We start from the raw sequence: 25,179 nt of genomic DNA, 5'->3' as shown, positions 1-25,179 counted from the left end.
TCCTTGCTTGGGGTATCTGACGAGATCAGTAGATGGCGCGATAGATCGCACAGATTTGGTCCGCGCTGGGTACGACGGGATTGTTCTGCGGACTTCCCGAGGCGAGCGCCTGCTCGGACATGGTCGACAGGAGTCGCGTCCAATCATCCGGGGCGATGCCCAGCTCGTGCGGAGCCGGAACCGCGAGGTCTTGATTGAGGCGACGGAGTTCCTCGACGAACTTCCCGGCCGCAGCGAGATCCGAATCCGCAGCGTCGGCGGCACCGTAGGCGCGGGCGCAGTCGGCGTAGCGCGCGGTCGCGCCTCCGAGTGAGAACTCGGCGACCGCCGGGAAGAGCATCGCATTGGAGAGCCCGTGACTGATGTGGAAGTGCGCGCCGAGTGGGCGGCTCATGCCGTGCACCAACGCGACACTGGAGTTGGAGAAGGCGATTCCGGCCTGCGTCGACGCCAGCATCATGTGCTCGCGTGCTTCCGCATCGGAACCGTCCGCGTACGCGCGCCTTAAGTACCGGCCTATCGTGGCGATCGCGGCCAGCGCGAGCCCGTCGGAAAAGGAGTTGGCCTGGGCACTCACGTACGCCTCGACGGCGTGCGTCAACGCGTCGATACCGGTGTCAGCGGTCAGCCGGGCGGGCATCGTCATGGTGAGCGTGTAGTCGACCACCGCGGCGATCGGCAGGAAGGCCAGGCCGGGGCAGAGCATTTTCTCGCCGGACTGCGAATCGGTGACCACCGTGAAACGTGTCGCTTCCGAACCGCTTCCCGCCGTCGTCGGAATCGCGACAATCGGCAGCAGCGGCTCGTCGGTCTGCGCCGGGGCCTTGAAGTCCCGGAGCGGACGCTCCGTAGTCGCCAGCAGTGCGACGGCTTTCGCGGTGTCGAGCGAACTGCCGCCACCGAATCCGATCACCCCGTCGCAACCACTCGCGCGCAAACGGGCGATCGCCGGGCCGAGCGATTCGGTGGTGGGATCAGGCACCACATCGTCGAAGACGGTGCAGTCGATGCCGGCCTCGGCGAGGAGTTCGACGACCCTCGCCACGGCGCCGGTCGAGGTCAGGAACGCGTCGGTGACGATCAGCGGCCGACGACATCCGGTGTCGGTCAACACTGCGGGCAGCTCAGCGAGCGCGTTGGCACCGATCCGCAGGATTCGGGGCAGGGCGATGAGAGTGGGCATTCTGGCGGTTCCCTCGTGTCGTTGCTAAGGAGAAGTGCTCCGCCTGTCTGGGCGGTCGAATGTCACTCTTCCCGAGGCCGCCGAGTGCCGACAACGCCCAATTGCCCACATGCTTGTGCAGTCGTGCACACCGGTGAGCGTTCGGCCGCACCTACACGACGATGCCGTACTCCTTGATGTGGTGATAAAGGGTGCTCCGACTGATTCCCAGATAGTCAGCGGCGTGAGCCTTGTTTCCGTGACAGATTTCCATCGCTCGGATGAGCGCGTCGCAGCTGGCCTGCTGCCAAGGGGTCATCGCCTTCGTTGTCGCCTTCGAACGGAGCTCCGGAGGCAGGTCGGCGACGTCGATAAGGGTGCCGCGCAAGGCCGCCAATGATCGTGTGACAGCAGCCAATTGCCGATGATTCCCGGGCCACGAGTATGACTCGAGAATCCGCGTCGCCTGCGGGGTGAACCGGTACCGCACTCCCGGCCCGGCCAACTCGTTGAGCGTCGAAACGATCTCCGAGCGGCAGTCTCGGAGCGCCGGGAGATTCTGCCTGTGGTCGAACAAATCCAGAATTCGATGGAGCGGACCGTTCTCTGCCCCCGGCTTCTCGCTGGTCGCCACGATCTGCACTCCCATCGAGAGTAACCGCTCCACGTCGGCCAACGCCTGCGCCGACAATTGATCGAGGTCGTCGATCGCGATCAGATCTCGGCCACCGGCGCGCACGAGACTCCGAAGCTTCTCGCCGACCCTCGCCGGATCGTCAAGGCGACCATCGACGCGGCAATGCCGCCGCGCTCCGACCGCACTCTTCAGTGCTGTCGACCGGCCGCTACCGCCCTCGCCGACGATCGCCGCCGCCGCCGCCGACTCCTGGAACTCGTCGATCCACTGCTGCACCGGAGACCACCCGCGCAGCGGCTCCGCCGAACGCGGCACAAACGGCCGCTGCCGCGCCTGTATCCGCACAAGAACGCCGTCCGTGCCCGAAATGGCTTCCAGATTCACTGCGGCCGAGCCGCCGTTGGCGAGTTCGACGTCGGTGCTGGTCCGTCCTCGAAGACCCGCAGCCAGGTCCCGGAGCATGGTGATGTCCGATGATGTGAGCACCCGCGCCGCCGCAGCACTCTGGAGTACCGCCGACGACGACACGGCGACCACGATCGCGGCAGGGTGGGTTGCCGCGGCTTCGAAAGCACCGATCACCGCTTTTGTACGGCTTCCTGCGCTTTCCCGAATACTCCGCTCGATCTCCATGATCGCAGTGTCGATGAATGGACGCATCAGCGCGGACTCGGAACCAGCCTCGGTCATCACGTCCAGCACGCCGATCAGTCGACTCGTCAGCGGATTGAAGATCGGCCTCCCGTAGCAGCTGTAGTCGTGAAGGCCCTCGACATAGTGCTGACGCCCCTTCACGAAGAAGGGGCGGCGGGTCTCGAACGGGGTCGCGAGAGCGTTGGTCCCGGTGGTGTCTTCGCGCCAGATGGCACCGGGCCGAGCACCGATCCGCTCGACCACGGCATCGATCTCGGAACAGCCATTGACGGTCGTCAGCATCTCTGCCTGGTCGCCGACCAGCATCACGGACAGCCGTTCGCCGGCGATCTCACCGCGGATCCGCTCCAAGACCGGCTCCGCCGACCGGAACAACCGGCTCTCGATGTCGATGCCCGATCTGACCGGCGGGTCCATCGGCATGGCGGGATCGAGTCCGGCCAGCTGAGAGCGCTGCCACGACGCCTTGAGCACACCATCGGCAGGCTCCGGCCTCGTCCGCGACGAATCAGACCTGTCACTCATTCTCGAACCTCCTGCCGATTCGCCTGTCACAGCGATCCGGCCAACCGAGCCTCCACCCCGGCATCTGTGCCGGCAATCACAAGATAGGCCACCAGCGTAGGACCTCACACGGGACCCGGAGAGCTCGACCAGCGTGTAGCGATCTCGAACAGATGCCTGTGACCTGGGTCGCAACAATGAGATCTGTCGGCTTCAGCAGCCCGGTGTCGACTTTCCCGGGCCTCGCGGCATCCGCCCGACACCCATCCCTTTTCGGTGCCAATCGGCACCAGCAACAGGAGGAATCTGATGACCTCGACTCTCAGTCCGGCCCCAGCGGTCGGGTTCGACGTCGCTGCGAAGCAGTTCAAGCAACTGATCGGCGGTGACCTGGTCGACGGCGCCGCCACCGTTCCGGTCGTCGATCCCGGTTCGGGCGAACACGTCGCGTCCGCGCCCGTCGCCTCGCCGGCGCAGCTGGATCTGGCCGTCGCCGCGGCCGGGCGTGCACAGCCGGCGTGGGAAGCACTGGGGTACGCCGAGCGCGGCCGCTACCTGCACGCCGTCGCCGATGTCCTCGCCGAACACCACGAAGCACTCGCGCAGTTGACGACCCTGGAGCAGGGCAAGCCGATCACACAGGCGCGGGACGACGTGTCGTGGTCGATCGACTTCACCCGCTACTACGCCGACTACCGGCTCGATCCGGAAGTGCTTCGAGACGACGAGGGCGGGTACGTCGAGCTGCGCCGCCGGCCCGTCGGCGTCGTCGGCGCGATCACCCCGTGGAACTTCCCGTTGTTCCAGGCGGTCTACAAGCTCGCACCCGCACTGATCGTCGGCAATACGATGGTTCTCAAGCCATCGCCCACCACTCCGATCGCGACCATGTACTTCGCGGAACTCATCAAGGACGTGCTGCCCGGCGGCGTGTTCAACGTGATCGGTGACGGTGGCGATGTCGGTCCGCTGCTCACCGCCCACGCTGGCGTGAACAAGATCTCTTTCACCGGCTCGACGGTCACCGGGCGGTACGTCATGGCCGCGTGCGCGCCGACCTTGAAGCGCGTCACACTCGAACTGGGCGGCAACGATCCCGCCATCGTCCTCGAGGATGCTGACATCGAGAAGACCGCTGAAGGACTCTGCACCTGGGCGTTCGCAAATGCCGGTCAGGTGTGTGTGTCGATCAAACGCATCTATGCGCCGGCCGCGATCTACGACGACCTGATCGACGCCATGGTCAAGCGCACCGCCGAACTCACCGTCGGCCACGGTCTGGACCCCGCGAGCGACGTGGGTCCGCTGCAGAACAAGGTCCAGTTCGAGAAGGCCCGCGAGGCGCTTGCCATCGCCGCCGAACACGGCACCGTGGTGACGGGCGGTAGCGCGCTCGACCGACCCGGTTACTTCATCGAGCCCACCCTGGTCCGGGACATCGTCGAAGACAATCCGCTCATCTGCGAGGAGACGTTCGCGCCGATTCGCTCCGTGATCGCATATGACGACCTCGACGATGCGATCCGCCGCGCAAACAACTCTGAGTACGGACTCGGAGCCTCGGTGTGGGCCACCGATATCGAGCAGGCCACGGAGGTGGCGGGCCGCTTGGACTCAGGCACGACGTGGATCAACCACCACTTTCAGCTGACCCCGGATGTCCCGTTCGGCGGCGTGAAGCAGTCCGGCCTCGGCGCCGAGTTCGGCCGGACGGGCGTCGAGGAGTTCACCGACGTCCACGTCGTGAATATCAAGCACCTCTGACAGCGCCCAACTGTCACCTCCCCATCACTCGTCCCGCGAACCAGAAGCGGGCGACTACCAGAAGGAACTCAGATGAAGACACAGGCAGCAGTCGTGATCGAGCCGGGCAAGCCGATCGAAATCGAAGAACTCACCCTCGACAAGCCGGGCCCCAACGAGGTGCTGATCCAGTATCTCTACGGCGGTCTCTGCCATTCGGACGTGCACATCTCCATCGGCGACACCATCGCGCGGCTACCGATGGTACTCGGACACGAGGGGGCCGGCATCATTCAGGAAGTCGGTCCCGGCGTCACTCGAGTCAAGCCGGGCGATCACGTGATCTGCTCGTTCACCCCGACGTGTGGACGCTGCAAGTACTGCGCGACCGGCCGTCAGTCCGTCTGTGACATGAACGCGGCCATGCTCGAAGGTCACCTCGAAGGCCCACGTTGGCCGATCAGCGGCCCGCGCGGACAGTACGGCGCCATGTGCACGCTGGGCACCTTCAGCCAGTACAACGTCATCAACCAGTACTCGGTCGTCAAAGTCGACGACGACATCCCGCTGGACAAGGCCGTGCTCGTCGGCTGCGGGGTGCCCACCGGCTGGGGGTCGGCGGTCTACGCAGCCGAGACCAAGCCGGGCGACATCGTCGCGATCTTCGGCATCGGCGGCATCGGCGTCAACGCCGTGCAGGGTGCCAAGCACGCGGGGGCCGAGCACATCATCGCCATCGATCCACTCGAGAACAAGCGTGCCAAAGCGGCCGAACTCGGAGCGACGGCAACTTTCGCCGGCGCCGCCGAGGCGAAGGCCTACATCGACGATCTGACCAACGGTCAGGGAGCGGACGCCGCGATCATCACCACCGACCTGATCACGGACACGCAGGTCAGCGACGGATTCTCGATGATCGGCCGGTGCGGGATCCTGGTTCTGACCGCCCTCAACCGGATCGACGAGATCACGGTGAAACTCCCGAGCACCGAGATGAGCTACTTCCGCAAGACGGTCAAGGGCTCGCTGTTCGGTGACTGCAATCCCACGACCGACATTCCGAAACTCGTGCGGATGTATGTCGACGGAAAGCTCAAGCTCGACGAACTGATCACCAAGGAGTACAGCCTCGACCAGGTGAACGAGGGCTATGCCGACCTGCTGGCGGGCAAGAACATCCGCGGAATCATCAAGCACCAGCACTGAACCGATCACCGAACCCTCGCCGAGCCCACGGCAGCGGTGTGCCTGACAGGGACACCGCTGCCGCGGGGCTGGGCGCTATGCCCAGCACGCCAACCAAACAGAACGGATACACCAATGACGCTCACGGTGAGCGAGTTCGTCGGCGCCGCGGCCGGCGGTGCCCTCGGGGCCGCGTTAGGCGCACTCGCGGGATTCGCCCTGATGGGCACGATCGTGATCGGCGTAACACTGATTGCGGTGGCCCTGCCCAATACGGATCTCGTCACGGGGCTGGCCTTCGGCCCGGTGTTCGGCCCCCACGTACTGTTCGCCGCGGGTGCCGCCGCCGCGGCCTACGCCGCGCATCGCCGCGCACTCGAGTCCGGACGCGATATCGCGAAACCGCTGATCGGCCTCCACGACACCCGGATTCTCTGGGTCGGTGCATTGTTCGGTGTTCTCGGGCAGCTACTCGCCCGCGTCTTCGCCGAGATCCCACCGCTGCACACGTCGACCGGAGCCGAAGTATCGACCGTCGATGCGATCGCTCTGAGCGTGGTGGTTACCGGTCTGGCCAGCGGCCTGCTCTGGGGCCGAAATCCCCTCGCCGAACGGCTGCCGTGGCTCCCGTGGCAACACAGCGCCGGCGCGGTACTCACTCTCGGGGCCGCCGGCGGCGCGATCGCCGGCTCGGTCTTCCTCGCCTGGCCGCAGGACAGCCGCGCAATGTCCGGGCTGTTTCTCTACGGCGTGTCAGCGCTCTCGCTGCTCGTTCTCGTCTTCGGCGCAGCGGCACCGGTGACCCATCACATCGTTCTCCCAGCGGCGATCGGCGCTCGAGCCGCCGCATCGTGGAACGTCCCCAGCAGCGTCGTCCTCCTGGTCGCCGTCGTCTCCGGCATAGCCGCCTCCCTCGTCGCCGAGGCCTGGGCCCGCCTCGTGCTGGAACGGAGCCGGGTCCACCTGGATCCACCAGCCGCTGCGATCGCCATCATGTCCACCGTGCTCGCGGTCGTCCAAGTGGTAGGCAGTTGAGATGGCGACTCGACCACTGCACACCGGCATCGCGCCCGATGACCTGATGATTCTCCTCGCGATCACGCAGACGAGAACGATCTCCGCTGCGGCGGAGCGACTCGGAGTCGATCACTCCACGGTGAGCCGGCATGTGCGGCGCATGGAGAAGCGGATCGGCAGGCGGCTCTTCGATCGGACACCTGCCGGGTGGGATCTGACCGACGTCGGTCAGGCGCTCTATCCGGTCGCCGAGCAGCTTCAGCACTCCCTCGAAGATGCGGACCGCGTGGTCGAATGTGGATCCCGGCACGACGTCGCCGGGGCCGTCCGGCTTCTCACCCCCGAGGCGTTCGGCGCCTACCTAGCCCCGCGAGCCCTGGCGAGGCCGCTGGCCAAACACCACGCACTCCGAATCGAACTGCTCACCACCACGCGGCACCTCGACCTGGGAAGCGGGGAATACGACGTCGCAGTCTCGGTGGAGCCGCCGCCGACTCGGGCGGTGGCGTCGCGGCGCCTCTGCACGTATTCCCTGGGTCTGTTCGCATCGTCCGGCTACCTCTGCGATCACGCACCTGTCACCCAGGTGTCTGATCTGCGCGATCACCGGCTCGTCTACTACCTCGACAGCCATCTCGACATCGCCACGCTCCGTGTCCTCGACGAGCTGGTACCCGGGACGCGGCCGACCGTGCAATCCAACAGCGTCAGCGCGCAGATTCAGGCGGTTCTCAGCGGACTCGGGATCGGCCTGCTGCCGAGCTACGTGGCCCACCACCATCCCGGCCTCGTTCCAGTCCTCCGGGCCGAGGTCGAGATCGCTCAGCAGTACTGGCTCGTCATTCCGACTGCGGTGCAGCACGCCGCGCGCATCAGGGCAGTGACGGCCGCGCTGGTCGATCACGTCGTGCAAGCCCTCCAGCCGCCGTCGCGGTCTCTCGACGCACTCCTCCCGCCCCTCTCCGAATCACGAAAGAAGGCCACACATTGTCCCCCTACGAAACTCTGAATCTCACGGTCGACGACGGCGTCGCACTGGTGACCCTCGATCGCCCGGAGGCGTTGAATGCACTGAACTCGACGATGATGACCGAGTTCGCGGACGCACTCGGCCGCGTCCGAGAGGCCCGCGCCCACGTGCTCGTGCTCACCGGCCGCGGACGGGCCTTCGCGGCCGGCGCCGACATCGCCGAGATGCGCGACCAGGACTTCGGATCGATGAACGACACCGAGCATCTGGCGATGTGGGAACAACTCGCCGAACTCCCGATTCCGACGATCGGCGCGATCAACGGTTTCGCACTGGGCGGTGGCTGTGAAATCGCCATGATGTGCGACATCTTGATCGCCGCGGAGAACGCCTCCTTCGGGCAACCCGAGATTGCCCTCGGAATCATCCCCGGGATTGGGGGAACCCAGCGCCTCACCCGGGCCACGGGCAAAGCCGTCGCGATGGACCTGATCCTCACCGGCCGAAGGATCCGGGCGGACGAGGCTCACCGGATCGGCCTCGTCAGCCGCGTGGTTCCCGACGAGGCGGTCCTGGACGAGGCCATGTCCGCGGCCCGGCAACTCACGGGGTTCTCGGCGCGCGCGCTGCGCGCGGCGAAGGAGTGTGTCCTCCGATCCGAGCAGAGCTCGCTGCGGGAGGGGCTGCTGTTCGAGCGGCGGTGGTTCCATTCGCTGTTCGCATTCGACGATCAGACCGAGGGAATGTCCGCCTTCCTGGAGAAGCGGCCGGCGAAGTTCACCGATGCCTGACCGGCCCGCACTCCACTCCGCGCCGTTCTCAGACGATCGCTACCGGGCGGCAACGGCGGCCGCCGCGGATCCCGCCGCGTTCTGGATGAGCGCGGCACGCAACACCACCTGGACCGACGCACCGACCGTGGCCTGGGAGGAAAACTCCAGCGGTCTTGCCGACTGGTTCCCCGACGGGACGCTGAACACGTCGTTCAATGCTCTCGACCGGCACGTCGACGCGGGTCTAGGCGACTGCCGGGCGCTCGTCTACGTCTCACCGGTGACCGGAATCGAGCGCGTCTACTCCTACCGTGAACTGCTCGATGAAGTCCGGCGCGCGGCTGGTGCCCTCGCCGACCTCGGCGTGGAGCGCGGGGACACCGTTCTCCTTTATCTGCCGATGATCCCGGAGGCTGCGATCACCATGCTCGCATGCGCGCGTCTGGGTGCCATCCACGCGGTCGTATTCGGTGGTTTCGGCTCTGCGGAACTCGCCGCCCGGATCGACGATGCGCAGCCGAAGGTCATCCTGACGGCGACGGGCGGTCTCGAACCCGGACACGTGGTTCCCTATCTTCCCCTGCTCGATGCGGCACTCGAGGAGGCCGCAGCCACCGTCGAGCACATCGGCGTCGTCGAGAGACCAGCGGTGCCGGCGCCAGTCGGACGACGGCCGATGCCCAACGAGCACGACTGGTCGACGATCGTGGCCAATGCGGCACCCGCGGACTGCGTCACCGTGCACTCCGCCGATCCGCTCTACATCCTCTACACCTCCGGTACCACCGGACCTCCCAAAGGGATCGTGCGTGACAACGGCGGTCACGCGGTCGCCCTGCAGTGGTCCATGCAGAGTGTGTATGGAATCGGCCCCGGCGACGTGGTGTTCGCCGCGAGCGACCTCGGCTGGGTCGTCGGCCACTCGTACATCGTGTACGCCCCGTTGTTGCGCGGCGCGACCACCGTCCTGTTCGAAGGGAAGCCGGTCGGCACTCCGGACGCCGGAGCGTTCTGGGACGTGATCGGGCGCTACGGGGTGAACGTGCTCCTGACGGCCCCCACCGCGATCCGGGCCATCCGCCGCGAAGATCCACTCGCCGCGCAGCTCGCCCGCCGTGATCTGCGATCGTTACGCGGGATCTTTCTGGCCGGCGAGCGGCTGGACCCGGACACACAGCAGTGGCTCAGCGAAGTCCAGCCGGCTCCGGTCATCAACAACTGGTGGCAGACCGAGACCGGGTGGCCCACGGTGTCGAACTTCTTGGGCCTCAGCTACCTCCCACCGAAACCAGGTTCATCGACCAAACCTGTTCCGGGATTCACCGTCGACGTGCTGGACCCGGACGGCACTCCCGTCCCACCCGGACACGAAGGCGCGATCTGCCTCCGACTGCCGCTTCCGCCGGGATGCCTGATCGGGGTCTGGGGCGACGACCAGCGTGCGCGGAAGTCCTACCTGGACTTCCGCGCCGGCTACTACGCCTCCGGTGACAGCGGCTACCTCGACGCGGACGGCTACCTCTACGTGCTCGGCCGCGCGGATGACGTGATGAACGTCGCCGGTCACCGGATGTCGTCGGGCCAGATCGAGACCGCGCTTGCCGAGCATCCCGGGGTCTCCGAATGCGCGGTCGTTGGCGTTCACGATGACCTCAAAGGCCAGCGCCCCCATGCGATCGTCGTGCCGGAAATCGACCATCTGGACCGCGTCGACGAGCTGCGGTCCGAACTTCAAGCCCTCGTGCGCCAGCGCGTCGGACCGATCGCGTCTCTCGGTGGCGTAGACGTGGTCGAAACACTGCCCAAGACCAGGTCGGGCAAGATCGTCCGCCGCTGTCTTCGCCAGATACTCGACGGCGAATCACCCGACGTCCCACCGACCATCGAAAACGCCGTCGTCATCGAAGACCTCGTTCGCACCCTGTCGCCGGTCGACCGAAACCTGGTTCGTGAGTAGCTGCCGGCCGACCGGCAGCTCCACTCCGCGCGCGACCGCACGCACCGATATAGACATAGATATAGACAAGGATTCACATTCCATGGCAACCTTCAATGCACTGACCGCAGTACTCAACGGCCCGGCGATCGATGCCCTAGTCGAACGACGTGACCACGCCGATCTGGCGCCCGACGAGGTGCGGATCCGAACTCGCTATTCGAGCGTCAATTTCAAGGACGCACTCGCCTTCACACCGCGCGGCGGAGTCGTCCGCAAGTACCCGATCGTTCCGGGGATCGATGCCGTGGGCACCGTTGCGGAAAGCACATCCGATCAGTTCCGTATCGGAGATCGAGTGATCGCACATGGATACGACATCGGAACGGCCCGGGACGGCGGCTACGCAGAGGAAGTGGTCGTGCCCGCCTGCTGGACGGTCAAACTCGACGAGACGCTCAGCATGCGGGACGCGGCGGCCATCGGCACCGCCGGATTCACCGCAGCGATGAGCGTCGCTGCGATCATCGACTGTGGCATCACTCCTGACTCCGGGCCGATAATCGTTACCGGGGCCACGGGAGGGGTCGGCTCGGCGAGCATCGACCTGCTTTCGGCCAAGGGCTACGAGGTGGTCGCATCGTCCGGAAAGCAGGAGGCAGAACAGCACCTGCGTGACCTCGGTGCCTCCGAAGTGATCGGCCGGCTGCCACTGGACCCGGACACCACGCCGCGGCCGCTAGGCCGCTCGCGCTGGGCCGCCGCCGTCGACTGCGTCGGCGGCGCGGCCCTGGCCGATGTCCTCAGCACGATGAACTACGGCGGCGTCGTCACCGCCAGCGGGCTGACCGGCGGCAGCGTCCTCAACACCACCGTCATGCCGTTCATCCTCCGAGGAGTCGGTCTGCTCGGCATCGACTCGGTCCAGATGCCGATCGAAGCCCGCCGACGGCTCTGGCATCGCATTGCAACCGAACTCAAGCCCCGCAACCTAGACCGGATCGGTGTCGATCGCACGGTCGGGGACATCGTCGACGTCGTCGATTCACTCCGTCGAGGTGCCTTCACCGGACGCGCGGTGATCGACACGACTATCGGCTGGTGATCGGTGACCGTCCTCGATCAGCCCGTCTCGAGCCGGCGAATTCACGTACAACGGCTCCCCACTCACGGTAACGATGAGGAGGAGGCCATCCGATTCCAATTCTTCCCGAACGGAAATCTCGTCCTCAGCCATCGCATCTCTACGCGGGATCTGTGTGACGATCTGGTGGTCGCACTCCTTGGAAACCTCATCGATCGGGGGGTGCTGGCAGGTCAGCATGATTTCGAAGACGCTGCGGTACGACTCATCGAATCGGTCGGTACGTCAATCGACGAATCCTGGAACCTCTTCTACGACAACACCCTCGAATCACTCGAGGATGGCACCGCCGAGTTCGCCCCGATCCACCAGAGAGCTCGCGAACTGGTGCGGGGAGATTCCGTCCTCGACGTCGGCAGTTGTTTCGGCTTCTTCGCGTTGACACTCGCGCGGAGCGGTCGAACGGTCGCTGCATGCGACATCTCGCCAGGGGCAGTGCGGCTGCTTCGCCGCGCCGCCGACCGCCTCGGACTCGGCATCGACGCTCGCCCCGGCGATGCCACCGACCTACCTTACCCGGACGACGCCTTCGACACCGTGACGCTCATTCACCTGCTGGAGCACCTCGATGCCGAAGCCGCTGACACGGCGCTTCGGGAAGCGCTTCGAGTCGCCAGACGCCGGGTCGTCATTGCTGTTCCATTCGAAGTGACTCCGACCGAACATTTCGGTCATCGCACGACGATCACGGAGGCAACAGTTCGGAGGTGGGCCGACGGATTCCCTGAACAGGAAGCACGCTGCTTCACCGAGCACGGCGGCTGGCTGGTCCTGGATCATCACGCTCCCCACCCGACCTCGCGCGGGTCTGGACCCGAAAGGAAAGTCGATGGCCGACAACTGCCTGCCCACTACCGCTGACCGGCGCCGCGGCCGGGCGACGGATCCACTGATCGTCACCGTCGCGAGACGGTGGGCGCCGTTCGGGGCGGTCCCGGGTGACGAGATCCTGGTGACCTTCGGCATTGGCGAACAGGTCTTCTACGAGCGGCTACGGTCCTATCTCAAGGATGACAGCGCGACTGCCCACATTCCTGCTGACGAGCGGAAGATCCTGCAGCGGCTCCCACTCCGGCCCGTGCCTCCGCGGAGGTCTCTTCGCCGATAGCTGACAGTCGGCCGCTACGACTCTTCGGCCGCCAGCTGACCGCACGCGGCGGCGATCTCCTGGCCGCGGGTGTCGCGCACCGTGCACGACACGCCCTGCGCCTTCACGCGCCGCACGAACTCGCGCTCGACGTCCTTCGGGCTCGCATCCCACTCCGATCCGGGCGTCGGGTTCAGCGGGATCAGGTTGACATGCACCATCGAGCCGAGCGCCTTGTGCAGCTTCTTGCCGAGGAGATCGGCGCGCCACGGCTGGTCGTTCACGTCGCGGATCAGCGCGTATTCGATGGAGACGCGCCGTCCGGTGGTGTCGGCGTAGTAGCGCGCGGCGTCGAGGACCTCCTGCACCGACCACCGGTTGTTGACCGGGACCAGGGTGTTGCGGAGTTCGTCGTCCGGGGTGTGCAGTGAGACGGCGAGCGTCACCGGGATGCCCTCATCGGCCAGCCGCCGGATCGCCGGGGCCAGGCCCACCGTCGACACGGTGACCGAGCGGGCCGAGATGCCGAGCCCCTCCGGTTCGGGCGAGATGATCTTGCGGACCGCGTCGACCACGCGCTTGTAGTTGGCGAGCGGCTCCCCCATCCCCATGAACACGATGTTGCTCAGGCGGCCGGGTTCGCCGACGTCGCCGTCACGGAGTGCCCGCGCGGCGGCCCGGACCTGGTCGACGATCTCCGCCGTCGACAGGTTCCGGTTCAGGCCACCCTGACCGGTGGCGCAGAACGGGCAGGCCATACCGCAACCGGCCTGCGACGAGATGCAGAGCGTGTTGCGATCCGGATAGCGCATCAGCACCGACTCGAGGAGGGTGCCGTCGTGCAGGCGCCAGAGAGTCTTACGGGTGGTGCCGTCGTCGCAGGCGATCTGCCGGACCGGGGCCATCAACGGCGGGAAGAGGGCGGCGGCGACGTCGTCGCGCACCCCCGCGGGCAGGTCGCTCATCTCGGCGACGTCGGCGTTCAGCCGGCCGTAGTACTGCTTCGCCAGCTGATTGGCGCGGAACTTGGGCAGGCCCAGCTCTTGCACCGCCGCGACACGCCCGGCCTCGTCGAGATCGGCGAAGTGCCGCGGCGGCTTGCCGCGTGCGGGCGCGGTGAAGACGAGAGGAAGGCTGGACACGACATCCATTGTGTCATGTAACGATGGACTGATGACCACCCGAGAACCCGGCGACGACGCCCACCCCGACCTCCCCGCCACCGCCATGCCCGCCGATCCGCCGCCCGCCGCGGATCCCGACGACCTCTCGGCGCGCGAGCGCCGCGCACTCAACAAGGCCGAACACGAGGTCCGCAAGGTGGCGCACACCCGTTCGCGGGCCACCTACGCCGGCTGGTTCCTCGGCCTCCTCGCGGCGATTCTGCTGCTGGTGTTCATCCTGGAGAACCAGGCGAACCTGGAGATCAACCTGATCTTCGGCAAGGTGGACCTGCCGGTCGGCGTCGCACTGCTGATCGCGGCGATCCTCGGCGCCGTCGTGACGCTCGCGATCAGTTTCGCCCGCATCATGGAGCTGCGGCGCGCCCTGAAGAAGGTCGACCAGGCGCGCAAGGCCGCCGAAGACGGCCGCTGACACCGGTTCGGAGCTACCTACCCCTCGGGGCAGGGCAGTCCGCTGCCGTCCGTCCCGTGCCCGCGATCGGTCGGAGCGTCGAGCATCAGCGCCCCGGTACCCCCGACCAGCACCGTGAACATCACCGCACACACGGCGGTGACGGGTATCCACGGGTGGCGCGCCGCCCGGATCGCGGCGACGAAGGCGACCACGAACGCGACCAGCGCACCGAGTGCGAGGACCACGGCGATACCGCCGTAGAGCCGCGCGTCGGGCAGCGGCGGCAGCGTCCAGGCCCCGCCGTACAGGTCCGCACAGTGCCGGAGGACGTCGGCGTTCCACTCGTCCTGGCTGTGGAACAGCAGGTACAGGGTCAGCATCGACGCGGCGACGAGCACCACGCCCGCCACGAACCACGGCAGCGGTCTGCGCACGGCGCCGCGCCTATAGCAGCGCCGTCAGGATTCCCCAGGTCACCAGGGCACCCGGAAGCAGCGAGTCGATGCGGTCCATGATGCCGCCGTGGCCGGGCAGCAGCGTGCCCATGTCCTTGATGCCGAGGTCGCGTTTGATCTGCGACTCGATCAGGTCACCGCAGGTGCCGACGATCACCAGCACGGGCCCCAGGATCAGGCCGATCCACCAGTGGGTGCCGAGCAGCCAGTGCACGCAGCAGACCGCGCCGACGGTGCTGAACAGCATCGAGCCGCCGAGCCCCTCCCACGACTTCTTCGGGCTGATCGCGGGCACCATCGCGTGCTTGCCGAACAGCACACCGGCGGTGTAGCCGCCGACATCGGAGCAGACCAGCACGATCAGGAAGGTGAAGACCCGGTAGCGGCCGTCGCTCTGCTGCACCATGTCGACGGCGAAGATCGCCATCAGCGGCAACCAGACCAGGATCAGCAGCGACAGCGACACGTCGCGGGTGTACTCGTGCGGCGCCTCGGACAGCCCCTGCGCGAACAGCTTCCAGGCCAGGATCACCAGCGCGGTGATGGCGAACGAGATCAGCGCCCCGCGCAGCCCCCACGGCCACGTGGTCCAGATGATCGCCTGGCCGCCGAGGAGCAGCGGGATCAGGGCGACGTGCCGGTCCCCCTCGCGCAGCCGCTTGGCGACCTCCCAGGTCGCGACGGCGATGGCCGCGGCGACGACGCCGAACCAGACGCGCGGCACGAAGGCCAGCACGACGATGAGGCAGGCGCCCAGCGCGACGCCCACCCCGATCGCGGCCGGCAGATTGCGGCCGGCCTTGGACGTCTTCGGCGGCGTGTCGGCGCTCATACCTCGAGCAGCTCGGCTTCTTTGTGCTTCACGACCTCGTCGATCTGATCGGTGTAGACGTGGGTGGTCTTGTCGAGTTCCTTCTCGGCGCGGACCACCTCGTCCTCGCCGGCCTCGCCGTCCTTCTGGATGCGCTTGAGCTCGTCGACGGCCTTGCGGCGGATGTTGCGGACGGCGATCTTGGCGTCCTCACCCTTGCCGCGGGCCTGCTTGCCGAGGTCGCGGCGACGCTCCTCGGTGAGCTGCGGGATCGCGACGCGGATCACGTTGCCGTCGTTGGTCGGGTTGACGCCGAGGTCGGAGTTGCGGATCGCGGTCTCGACGTCGCCCATCAGGCTCTGCTCGTACGGCTTGATGACGATCAGCCGCGGCTCCGGAGCGTTGATGCTGGACACCTGGGTGATCGGGGTCAGCGCTCCGTAGTACTCGACCACGATCTTGTTGAACATCGCCGGGTTCGCGCGGCCGGTCCGGATGGAGGCCATGTCGTCACGCAGGTGGGTGACGGCCTTCTCCATCTTCTCCTCGGCGTCGAGCAGGGTTTCGTCGATCATCGTCGTCCTTAATCGGTGGGTGTGGCGGGTGCGGTGGAGACAGCTACGAGGAGACCAGCGTGCCGATGCTCTCCCCGGCCACCGCGCGGGCGATGTTCCCCTCTTCGAGAAGATTGAACACGAGGATAGGCATGTTGTTGTCCATGCACAGCGAGAACGCGGTCGCGTCGGCCACCTTGAGTTCCTTGTCCAGGACCTCGCGGTGGGTGATCTCGCGGAAGAGCTCGGCATCCGGGTTGGTGCGCGGGTCGTCGGAGTAGACGCCGTCGACGGCCTTGGCCATCAGGACGGCCTCGGCCTTGATCTCCAGCGCGCGCTGCGCGGCGGTGGTGTCGGTGGAGAAGTACGGCATGCCCATGCCGGCGCCGAAGATCACGACGCGGCCCTTCTCCAGGTGGCGGACGGCACGCAGCGGCAGGTACGGCTCGGCAACCTGTCCCATGGTGATGGCGGTCTGGACACGCGTGTCGATCCCGCGCTTCTCCAGGAAGTCTTGCAGCGCAAGGCAGTTCATCACGGTGCCGAGCATGCCCATGTAGTCCGAGCGGGACCGGTCCAGGCCGCGCTGCTGCAGTTCGGCACCGCGGAAGAAGTTACCGCCGCCGATCACGATGCCCACCTGGACTCCGCTGGCTACCACCTCGGCGATCTGATCGGCGACGGTGCCGAGCACGTCGGGATCCAGGCCCACCGACCCACCGCCGAACATCTCCCCACCCAGCTTGAGCAGCACCCTGCTGAAGCCTTCACGCTGCGGTCGTGCCTGCGAGTCGGTCATCGTTTCCCTTCGCTCGTCGCGCCGTCGGACCGGAACCGATCGCGGCCAAACTCTCCTGATCATAGTGGTGACCGGCCGGTGGAAACACTTCGGCCCCGCCCCTCGACGCCGCTCGGGGAGCGGCGCCGGATGATCAGGGGCGGGGCCGAAGGTCAGGCGGCGATCAGGCCTGGCCGACCTCGAAGCGGGTGAAGGCGACGACGGTGGCACCGGCCTCGTCCAGGATCTGCTTCACGGTCTTCTTGGAGTCGGTCACCGACGGCTGGTCCACCAGGACGACGTCCTTGTAGAAGCCGTTGACGCGGCCCTCGACGATCTTGGGCAGCGCCTGCTCCGGCTTGCCCTCGGCCTTGGCGGTCTCCTCGGCGATACGACGCTCGTCGGCGACGACATCGGCGGGCACGTCGTCCCGCGAGGCGTACTTGGCCTTGAGCGCGGCGACCTGCATGGCGGCGCCACGTGCGGCCTCGGCCGCGGCATCGCTCTCACCGGTGTACGAGACCAGCACGCCGACGCTCGGCGGCAGGTCCGACGCCCGCTTGTGCAGGTAGACCGCGACCGGGCCGTCGTACGACGCGACGCGGCGCAGGACCAGCTTCTCGCCGATCTTGGCCGAGAGGGCCTCGACGGCCGAGGCGACGGTGCCGTCGCCCAGCGGGGCGGCCAGCAGCGCGTCGACATCGTTGGTGCGCAGCGCCACGGCGGCACCAAGCACGTCGTCGGCCAGCTTCTGGAACTCGTCGTTCTTGGCGACGAAGTCGGTCTCGGCGTTCAGCTCGATCAGCACGCCGTCACGAGCGGCGACCAGGCCCTCGGCGGTGGCGCGCTCGGCGCGCTTGCCGACGTCCTTGGCGCCCTTGATGCGGAGTTCCTCGACGGCCTTGTCGAAGTCACCGTCGTTGTTGGCCAGGGCGTTCTTGCAGTCGAGCATGCCCGACCCGGTCAGTTCGCGCAGACGCTTGACGTCTGCCGCGGTGTAGTTCGCCATGTGTGGCGACTCCCTTCGGAAAGAAGTGGTGTGGGTGACGTGATCAGCCTAAAGCCCGCGAACGGGCCCGGCAGGATCACTCAGCGGCGGGCGCCTCGACGACGACGGTCTCTTCGACGACGACCTCCGGGGTGGCCAGCAGATCCTGCTCCCACTCGGCGAGCGGCTCGGCACCGGCGGCCTCCGGCTTGGCGTCGCCGCCGGCCTGGCCGGCGCGGGCCTGCACGCCCTCGGCGACGGCGGTCGCGATGACGCGGGTCAGCAGCGCGGTGCTGCGGATGGCGTCGTCGTTCGCCGGGATCGGGTAGTCGACCAGGTCGGGATCGCAGTTGGTGTCCAGGATCGCGATGACCGGGATGTTCAGCTTGCGGGCCTCGCCGACGGCGATGTGCTCCTTGTTGGTGTCGACGACCCACATGGCCGAGGGCACCTTGGCCATGTCGCGGATACCGCCGAGGGTGCGCTCCAGCTTGTTCTTCTCACGCGTCAGCATGAGGATTTCCTTCTTGGTGCGACCCTCGAAGCCACCGGTCTGCTCCATCGACTCCAGCTCCTTCATGCGCTGGAGACGCTTGTGCACGGTGTTGAAGTTGGTGAGCATGCCGCCCAGCCAGCGCTGGTTGACGTAGGGCATGCCGACGCGGGTCGCCTCCGCGGCGATCGATTCCTGCGCCTGCTTCTTGGTGCCGACGAAGAGGACGGTGCCGCCGTGGGCGACGGTCTCCTTGACGAACTCGTAGGCGCGATCGATGTAGGTCAGCGTCTGCTGCAGGTCGATGATGTAGATGCCGTTGCGGTCGGTGAAGATGAATCGCTTCATCTTCGGGTTCCAGCGACGGGTCTGGTGTCCGAAGTGGGCGCCGCTGTCGAGCAGCTGCCGCATGGTCACGACTGCCATGGGTATTCCTTTGTGTCGGTTTCACCGGTCGCCACCGCGGCGCCGGCCCTGGCGTCCGCCGCCGGAGCAGCCCGGAAGTCCCGGGACCGGTGCTCCGATCGTGGTGTCCGGCCGCAGGGACCGGACGCGCGGACGCGCGAAGTCACCCCGTCCCTGACCGGGACGAGATGCAGTCGCCGATCCTACGCCCCGACACGCCGCGTACACAAAAGGGATCCGGAACCGGCCCTCGCGCGTCTAACCGATATGAGAACGACGACGCCTCGCGCGCTGGTCCTGCTGTGGCTGGCCGTCCTGCTGTGTCCGCCGGGCGCCGCCGCGCGTCCCGCCTACGACTGGCCGCTCGTGCCGCGACCACCCGTCACTCGCGGGTTCGATCCTCCGGCCCAGCGCTGGCTCAGCGGCCATCGCGGCGTCGATCTGGCCGCCGCGCCGGATGCGGCGGTCCTGTCGGCCGGGGCGGGTGTGGTCCGGTTCGCCGGGACGGTGGCGGGCCGGCCGACCGTCTCGGTGCTCCACCCAGACGGTATCGCCACGACCTACGAGCCGGTGCGGCCGATCGTGCGCGCCGGGGACCGGGTCGGCCGCGGTCAGGTCCTCGGCTATCTGAACGCCGGGCACCCGGGCTGCGCCGCCGCCGCGTGCCTGCACTGGGGCGCGCGCCGCGGCAGCGGGCCGTCGGAGCGCTATCTCAACCCGCTCGCCCTGGTCGGCGCGGTCCGGGTTCGGCTGAAACCGCTGGTCCCGGCGTGACCAGTGCCTCGCTCAGCGCGGCGCGGTGCCGGTCGCCATCGGCAGGTCCGGATCGGCCGTCCACGCGATCAGCGAGCCGTCGTACACGCCGACCTCGTCGGCACCCGCCTGGGCGAGGGCCAGCGCCACCCCGGTCGCCGCGATCCCGGCACCGCGGTAGGTCACCACCGTCCGCCCGGCGTCGAGCAGACCGGCCGCCGCCAGCTCGGAGCGGAGTTCGGCGGCCGGACGCAGCCGGCCCGTCTCCGGATCGAGGAGCCGCGCGGCCGGGAAGTTGCTGCTGCCCGGGATGTGTCCGGGCCGCGCGTACGTCGCCGTCTCCCCGCGGTGATCCTCCTCGCCGAGCACGTTGACCAGGATCGTGTTCTCGTCGTCGAGCGCGGCGGCGACCTGTTCGGTCGAGCGGACCAGCCCGGGACGGCGCACACCGGTGAACACGCGCGGCTCCGGCACCGACGGAGCGCCGGTGACCGCGCCGCCCGCCGCCTTCCACGCGGGCAGTCCACCGTCGAGGACGGCGACGTGGTCGAAACCCTCGAGCCGCAGTTGCCACCAGAACCGGGTCGCCCAGAACGGCCAGTGCTGGCTGTAGACGACGACGCGGGCACCCTCTCCGATGCCCAGCGCGCCGGCTGCGGCGGCGAAGCGGTCGTGATCGGCCGCGGTCCACGGCGCGTCACTGGCCGGATCGGCGAAATCGGCGAGCAGGTCAGCGAACAGCGCTCCCGGGATGTGTTCGGCGCGGTAGGTGGCCGCCCCCGATTCGATGGCGAACGGGCCGTCGTCCGGAACGGTGAGATGCGACGTCGCATCGATGACCACCAATCCGGGTTCGCCGAGGTGCTCGGCGAGCCATTCGGGGTCGACGAGTGGAGTCGGCAGCGCGTCGGTCATGGGTACTCCCGGGGGTGCGTTCGGTGATGTGGTTCACCGTACGGCGTCACGCGCGCGGATGTGCCTGGTCGTGCACGGCCCGCAGTCGCTCCACGCTGACATGCGTGTACAGCTGCGTCGTCGCCAGCGACGAGTGCCCGAGCAGCTCCTGCACCACGCGCAGATCCGCGCCGCCCTCCAGCAGGTGGGTGGCCGCGCTGTGCCGCAGTCCGTGCGGGCCGATCTCGGTCCCCTGCGCGGCCGTCGCCCGGTGCACGACGGTCCGCGCCATCCGCTGATCGAGGCGCCCGCCGCGCGCACCGAGCAACAGCGCCTCACCCGAGGCGGCGGTCGCCAGCGCGTGCCGGCCCCGGCGCCGCCAGTCGTCCAGGGCGGCGGCGGCCGGGGTGCCGTAGGGCACCGTGCGCTGCTTGTCGCCCTTGCCGATCACCCGCAGCACCCGGCGATCGTCGTCGACGTCGTCCAGGTCGAGCCCGCACAGTTCGCCGACACGGATGCCGGAGGAATAGAGGAGTTCGACGATCAGCCGGTCCCGCAGGGCGATCGGATCGTCCGTGTCGGCGCCGTCGGGGGCCGCCGTCGCGACCGCGTCGGCGGCCTGCTCCGGGGCGAGCACCGCGGGCAGCACCCGGTGCGCTTTCGGTGCCTGCAGGCGGATTGCGGGATCGTCGTCCACGATGCCCTCGCGCGCGGCCCAGGCGAAGAAGGTCTTGGCCGACGACACCTGCCGCGCCACCGTGGTGCGCGCGGCGCCGCGCCGGGTCTGCTCGGCGAGCCAGGCCCGCAGCAGCGCGAGGTCGATCCCGGTCAGCGGCACCCCGCGGGCGCCCGCGAACGAGATGAGCCCGCGCAGATCGGCGGTGTAGGCGCGGACGGTGTGCGCGCTGCGCGCCTTTTCCAGGCGCAGGTGATCGGCGAATTCGGAGAGCACCTCGGCCATGACCCGAGTCTACGGCGCCACCGATTCGCCCCCGCCGCATCCGCGGCGAGCCTTCTTACATAAAATTAAGTTAGTAATCCGAAATATCCCTTTCGACCACGATGGGAGCCCTGCACCTCCGTGACCACCGCCCCTGCCGAACCGCATCCGCGGCTCGCCGTCGCCGTGCTCTGCGCGGCCGGCATCGTCGTCGCCCTGATGCAGACGATCATCGTGCCGCTGATCCCGCTGCTCCCCTCGCTGCTCTCGACCTCGGCGACCAACTCCTCCTGGACGCTCACCATCACGCTGCTGGTGGGCGCGGTGGTCACGCCGATCTCCGGACGCCTGGGCGACATGTTCGGCAAGCGCACGGTGCTCGTCGCCAGCCTGATCGCGGTGGCCGTCGGCTCCGCGGTGTGCGCGCTGTCGGCCAGCTTTCTGATCTTCCTGCTCGGCCGCGGACTGCAAGGCCTCGGAATCGGCACCATCGCCGTCGGCATCTCGCTGATGCGCGACATCGTGCCGCCCGAACGACTCGCCTCGTCGATCGGCGCGATGAGCGCCTCGCTCGGCGTCGGCGGCTCACTCGGTCTGCCGTTCTCGGCCGCCATTGCCCAGCAGGTCAGCTGGCATGCCCTGTTCTGGACCAGTTCGGCCGTCGCGGTGATCGCCGCGGCCGCGGTGGTCGCCACCGTCCCGGTGCGCGGGGTCGCGACCGGCGGCCGGTTCGACGCCCTCGGCGCGGTCGGGCTCACCGTGCTGCTCACCTGTCTTCTGCTGCCGGTGTCGAAGGGCGCCGAATGGGGATGGACCGCACCGATCACGCTGGTGATGTTCGCGGGGTTCGTCGTCTCGGCGCTGCTGTGGTGGCGCTGGGAGCAGCGCAGTCCCAATCCGCTGGTCGATCTGCGGCTGAACCTGCTGCTCCGGCCGGTGCTGCTGACCAACCTCGCGTCCATCGCCACCGGCTTCGCCTTCTACGCCATGCAGATGATCCCGATCCAGATCCTCATGGCCCCGTCCGCCGCCATGGACGCCGGCAGCCTCGGCGTGGGAATGACCATGCTGGTGGCCAGCCTCCTCCTGATGCCGGGAGGGCTGGTGATGTTCGCCTTCTCGTACGTGTCGGCGGCCATGACCGCCCGGTACGGCGCGCGGGTCTCCCTGGCCTCGGGCGTCGTGGTGATCGGTCTGGGCTACACGCTGCTGCTGACGATGATCGCCGGCCCCTGGCGTGCCGGGTGGGGATGGCTGCTCGCCATCAACATCCTGGTCGGCGCCGGCCTCGGCATCGCGTACTCGGCGATGCCGGCCCTGATCATGCAGTGGGTGCCGGTGTCGCACACCGGTGAGGCCAACGGTGTCAACGCGCTGATGCGGTCGGTCGGGACGTCGCTGGCGACCGCCGTGGTCGGCATGATCCTGGCGGCGTCGACCGTCGCCGTCGGCGCCGGATCACACGTCCAGCACGTACCGACCAGCGGCGCCTACGCCTGGGCCGCGGCGATCCCGCTCGCCGTCTGCGTGGTGTCCGCGCTCACCGCGCTCGCGATCCCGCGGCGCGCTCCGGTCGAGGAAGAGCAGATCGTCTAACCGGGCCTGCGCCTAGGCCTGCCCGGCCGCCCGCTGCTCGGCCTTCCACTGCCGGAAGCCCTCCTCGGTGCGGCCGCGCCGCCAGTAGCCGGAGATCGACGACGCTCGGCGCGCCCCGACGCCCCGCTCCTTGCGCACGTACGGGCGGAGGTTCTTCATCACCGCCTGCGCCTCGCCGTGGATGAAGACCTGCGGCTCGCCATCCAGCCACTCCGCCGCCCGGACCGCCGCGATGACCGGCGCCCGGTCGCCGGCCAGATCCTCCCCGGCGGCGAAAGACGACGCGCCCCGGTGCACCCAGGTGATCTCGGCGCCGGCCGGGGCGATCAGCTCGATCTCGTCCTCCGGGCCGCCGACCTCGATGAACGCCTTGGCGATCGCGTCGCCGGGCAGCGCCTCCAGGGCCGCGGCCAGCGCCGGAAGCCCGGCCTCGTCGGACACCAGCAGGTGCCAGGGCGCCTCGGGATCGGGCCGGTAACCGCTGCCGGGGCCGCGGAAGACGACAGTCTCGCCGGGCTGGACCCGCGCCGCCCACGGTCCGGCGATGCCTTCCTCGCCGTGCACGACGAAGTCGACCGCCAATTCGCGGGTCACCGGGTCGTACCGGCGCACCGTGTAGGTGCGCAGCACCGGCTGCTGGTCGGACGCGAACTCGGCGGCGATGCGGTCGATGTCGAACGGCTCCGGATACTCCACGCCCGCCGGCGGAAACACGAACTTGACGTACATGTCGGTGTCCGGCCGTCCCTCGGCCGCTCCCGGCCCGGCCGGGGTGAAGCCGTCGAAACCGTCACCGCCCAGCCAGATCCGGATCATGTGGTCGGTCAGCCATTCGGTGCGCAGCACCGTCATCGTGTGGAAGCTCTTCGCCATTCCCCCACCGTACCGCCTGTCATTCCGGCTAGTGAGGTCAGCCTAAGTAGCCACTAGGCTGGCGGCATGTCCTCTCCGGTGACCGTCGATCGGGTGATCGCCTTCCGTATGCAGGCCCATCATCTGAGCGGACCGGCCGACGGTCTGCCCGAGGCCGCGGGCGCGATCGGGGTGCAGGACAGTCCGCCCGGCTCCGCGCTCCTCGCCCTGGCGGCGCGACTGCCCGGGCTGACCCCGGAGGGTTTCGCCGGCGCCCTCGCCGATCGCAGCCTGCTGTCCACCTGGGGTGTCCGCGGCGCTCCGTAGGTCTTCCCGACCGCGGACCTGGACGTCTTCACCACCGGTGTCCTGCCGCCGACCGCACGCGGCCGAGAGGAACTGGTGATCGGCGTCCGGCCGGTGATACGGCGGCTCGGGATGTCGTTCGACGACGTCGTGCCCCTGGTCCGGGATCGGCTGGACGAGGTCCTGTCGCACCGGCGCCTGCCGATCGGACCACTCGGCGCCGAGATCGCCTCGCGGATCGCTCCCCATCTCGACCCCGGGCGCCGCGCGGAGTGGGACGCCGAGGGCCCGTATTCGCCGGGACAGCCGACCGGCGAGCGCGTCGTGCACTTCGCTCTGCGGATCCTCACGCTGGAACAGGCCCTCTGCTTCGCACCGAGAGACGGCGACACCGCCCCGTTCGTCCTGCTCGGCGACTGGCTGGGCCCGGACCGGACACCCGGCGACGCCCCGGCCGCGCGCGCAGAACTGCTCCGCCGGTTCCTTCGCTGCTACGGCCCGGCCCGGCCGCGGGACTTCGCGTCGTGGATGGGCGTGCGGCCCGGCGACGCGGCGGGCTGGTGGGATCTGCTCGACGAGGAACTGACACCCGTCGGCCCCGGCGACGGCATCTGGATCCTCACCGAGGACCTCGATCGGTGGCGCGGCGCCCCGGAGCCGAGCGGCCTGCGATTGCTGCCGCCCCACGATCCGTACCTGCAGCAGCGCGACCGCGCGACGATCGCCGAGCCGGCGTCTCACGCGGCGATCTGGAAGACGGTGGGCGCACCCGGCGCCGTGCTGGTCGACGGCCGGGTCCGCGGGATCTGGCGGCCCCGTAAGCAGGGCCGGACGTTGACGCTGCGGGTCACCCCGTTCACCCCGTTCGACGACGGCGTGCGTGGCGAACTGGATGCGGCGGCGCATCGGATGGCGGAGTTGCGTGGCACCCCCGTGGTCCGCGTGGTGACCGAACTCTGACGGG

Annotated in this window: 23 protein-coding genes and 1 pseudogene; 12 read left to right on the top strand and 12 right to left on the bottom strand. The window is 68.2% G+C overall.

Translation table 11 applies throughout. From position 1 onward, the window contains the following. Positions 1-25 precede the first annotated feature (25 nt). Both MYK68_RS08800 and MYK68_RS08795 read right to left on the bottom strand, forming a co-directional pair. On the bottom strand, positions 26-1,183 hold the full coding sequence (locus MYK68_RS08800) for an iron-containing alcohol dehydrogenase (protein ID WP_247867537.1): 1,158 nt from the start codon (positions 1,181-1,183) through the stop codon (positions 26-28). A gap of 151 nt (positions 1,184-1,334) precedes the next feature. Further along, complete coding sequence (locus tag MYK68_RS08795) at positions 1,335-2,978, bottom strand: sigma-54-dependent Fis family transcriptional regulator (RefSeq protein ID WP_247867536.1); 1,644 nt, start codon at positions 2,976-2,978, stop codon at positions 1,335-1,337. A gap of 288 nt (positions 2,979-3,266) precedes the next feature. Between MYK68_RS08795 and MYK68_RS08790 the strand changes: the two genes are divergently transcribed. From MYK68_RS08790 to mftM, 8 genes are all read left to right on the top strand, one after another. Beyond that, entirely contained in the window at positions 3,267-4,721 is a 1,455-nt protein-coding gene (locus MYK68_RS08790) for an aldehyde dehydrogenase family protein (RefSeq protein ID WP_247867535.1), read from the top strand. 72 nt (positions 4,722-4,793) lie between these two features. After that, on the top strand, positions 4,794-5,906 hold the full coding sequence (locus tag MYK68_RS08785) for an NDMA-dependent alcohol dehydrogenase (RefSeq protein ID WP_247867534.1): 1,113 nt from the start codon (positions 4,794-4,796) through the stop codon (positions 5,904-5,906). A gap of 114 nt (positions 5,907-6,020) precedes the next feature. Further along, on the top strand, positions 6,021-6,920 hold the full coding sequence (locus MYK68_RS08780) for a DUF7973 family transport facilitator (RefSeq protein ID WP_247867533.1): 900 nt from the start codon (positions 6,021-6,023) through the stop codon (positions 6,918-6,920). Between the two features lies 1 nt (position 6,921). Next, positions 6,922-7,911 carry a LysR family transcriptional regulator gene (locus MYK68_RS08775; protein WP_247867532.1) on the top strand — a complete coding sequence of 330 codons (990 nt, stop codon included), beginning with the start codon at positions 6,922-6,924 and terminating at the stop codon, positions 7,909-7,911. After that, positions 7,890-8,663, top strand: coding sequence for an enoyl-CoA hydratase-related protein (locus tag MYK68_RS08770; protein WP_247867531.1), 774 nt, complete (start codon positions 7,890-7,892; stop codon positions 8,661-8,663). Before MYK68_RS08775 ends, MYK68_RS08770 begins: the two co-directional genes overlap by 22 nt. Continuing rightward, positions 8,656-10,602 (top strand): AMP-binding protein, encoded by a 1,947-nt coding sequence (locus tag MYK68_RS08765; RefSeq protein WP_283255306.1) that lies wholly within the window; start codon positions 8,656-8,658, stop codon positions 10,600-10,602. The genes MYK68_RS08770 and MYK68_RS08765 overlap by 8 nt, the downstream gene beginning before the upstream one ends. 82 nt (positions 10,603-10,684) lie before the next feature. Further along, on the top strand, positions 10,685-11,686 hold the full coding sequence (locus MYK68_RS08760; protein ID WP_247867530.1) for an acrylyl-CoA reductase family protein: 1,002 nt from the start codon (positions 10,685-10,687) through the stop codon (positions 11,684-11,686). A 3-nt stretch (positions 11,687-11,689) separates the two neighbouring features. Then, positions 11,690-12,586, top strand: coding sequence for a mycofactocin oligosaccharide methyltransferase MftM (gene mftM, locus MYK68_RS08755; protein WP_247867529.1), 897 nt, complete (start codon positions 11,690-11,692; stop codon positions 12,584-12,586). Positions 12,587-12,847: 261 nt separating this feature from the next. Here mftM and rlmN read toward each other — a convergent pair whose 3' ends face one another. Next, on the bottom strand, positions 12,848-13,954 hold the full coding sequence (rlmN, locus tag MYK68_RS08750; protein WP_247867528.1) for a dual-specificity RNA methyltransferase RlmN: 1,107 nt from the start codon (positions 13,952-13,954) through the stop codon (positions 12,848-12,850). Positions 13,955-13,985: 31 nt separating this feature from the next. Here rlmN and MYK68_RS08745 point away from each other — a divergent pair, with 31 nt between their 5' ends. Then, positions 13,986-14,408: a LapA family protein gene (locus MYK68_RS08745; RefSeq protein ID WP_247867527.1), complete on the top strand. Its 423-nt coding sequence runs from the start codon at positions 13,986-13,988 to the stop codon at positions 14,406-14,408. Positions 14,409-14,425: 17 nt separating this feature from the next. Here MYK68_RS08745 and MYK68_RS08740 read toward each other — a convergent pair whose 3' ends face one another. The 6 genes from MYK68_RS08740 to rpsB form a co-directional block, all read right to left on the bottom strand. After that, positions 14,426-14,824, bottom strand: coding sequence for a hypothetical protein (locus tag MYK68_RS08740; RefSeq protein ID WP_247867526.1), 399 nt, complete (start codon positions 14,822-14,824; stop codon positions 14,426-14,428). 10 nt (positions 14,825-14,834) lie between these two features. Further along, complete coding sequence (locus MYK68_RS08735) at positions 14,835-15,677, bottom strand: phosphatidate cytidylyltransferase (RefSeq protein WP_247867525.1); 843 nt, start codon at positions 15,675-15,677, stop codon at positions 14,835-14,837. Beyond that, positions 15,674-16,231, bottom strand: coding sequence for a ribosome recycling factor (frr, locus tag MYK68_RS08730; RefSeq protein ID WP_247867524.1), 558 nt, complete (start codon positions 16,229-16,231; stop codon positions 15,674-15,676). The genes MYK68_RS08735 and frr overlap by 4 nt, the downstream gene beginning before the upstream one ends. 43 nt (positions 16,232-16,274) lie before the next feature. Continuing rightward, a complete protein-coding gene (gene pyrH / locus MYK68_RS08725) occupies positions 16,275-17,009 on the bottom strand; it encodes a UMP kinase (protein WP_247867523.1) in 735 nt (244 codons plus the stop codon). A gap of 163 nt (positions 17,010-17,172) precedes the next feature. Then, complete coding sequence (gene tsf, locus MYK68_RS08720; RefSeq protein ID WP_247867522.1) at positions 17,173-17,997, bottom strand: translation elongation factor Ts; 825 nt, start codon at positions 17,995-17,997, stop codon at positions 17,173-17,175. 76 nt (positions 17,998-18,073) lie between these two features. After that, positions 18,074-18,895: a 30S ribosomal protein S2 gene (rpsB, locus tag MYK68_RS08715; RefSeq protein ID WP_247867521.1), complete on the bottom strand. Its 822-nt coding sequence runs from the start codon at positions 18,893-18,895 to the stop codon at positions 18,074-18,076. 246 nt (positions 18,896-19,141) lie between these two features. Between rpsB and MYK68_RS08710 the strand changes: the two genes are divergently transcribed. Next, entirely contained in the window at positions 19,142-19,648 is a 507-nt protein-coding gene (locus MYK68_RS08710; RefSeq protein WP_247867520.1) for a M23 family metallopeptidase, read from the top strand. Positions 19,649-19,660: 12 nt separating this feature from the next. On the opposite strand, the gene MYK68_RS08705 is transcribed toward MYK68_RS08710, so the two are convergent. After that, positions 19,661-20,542: a sulfurtransferase gene (locus tag MYK68_RS08705; RefSeq protein ID WP_247867519.1), complete on the bottom strand. Its 882-nt coding sequence runs from the start codon at positions 20,540-20,542 to the stop codon at positions 19,661-19,663. Positions 20,543-20,588: 46 nt separating this feature from the next. Next, on the bottom strand, positions 20,589-21,482 hold the full coding sequence (locus MYK68_RS08700; RefSeq protein WP_247867518.1) for a tyrosine recombinase XerC: 894 nt from the start codon (positions 21,480-21,482) through the stop codon (positions 20,589-20,591). Positions 21,483-21,602: 120 nt separating this feature from the next. Here MYK68_RS08700 and MYK68_RS08695 point away from each other — a divergent pair, with 120 nt between their 5' ends. Further along, on the top strand, positions 21,603-23,057 hold the full coding sequence (locus MYK68_RS08695) for an MFS transporter (RefSeq protein WP_247867517.1): 1,455 nt from the start codon (positions 21,603-21,605) through the stop codon (positions 23,055-23,057). Positions 23,058-23,069: 12 nt separating this feature from the next. On the opposite strand, the gene MYK68_RS08690 is transcribed toward MYK68_RS08695, so the two are convergent. Then, positions 23,070-23,930 carry a siderophore-interacting protein gene (locus MYK68_RS08690; RefSeq protein WP_247867516.1) on the bottom strand — a complete coding sequence of 287 codons (861 nt, stop codon included), beginning with the start codon at positions 23,928-23,930 and terminating at the stop codon, positions 23,070-23,072. A gap of 66 nt (positions 23,931-23,996) precedes the next feature. Here MYK68_RS08690 and MYK68_RS08680 point away from each other — a divergent pair. Then, positions 23,997-25,175 (top strand): annotated as a pseudogene (locus MYK68_RS08680) (winged helix DNA-binding domain-containing protein). Positions 25,176-25,179 lie beyond the last annotated feature (4 nt).

This window comes from Gordonia sp. PP30, from assembly GCF_023100845.1.
Classification (GTDB): domain Bacteria; phylum Actinomycetota; class Actinomycetes; order Mycobacteriales; family Mycobacteriaceae; genus Gordonia.
This window is presented reverse-complemented; position numbering and strand designations above follow the sequence as displayed.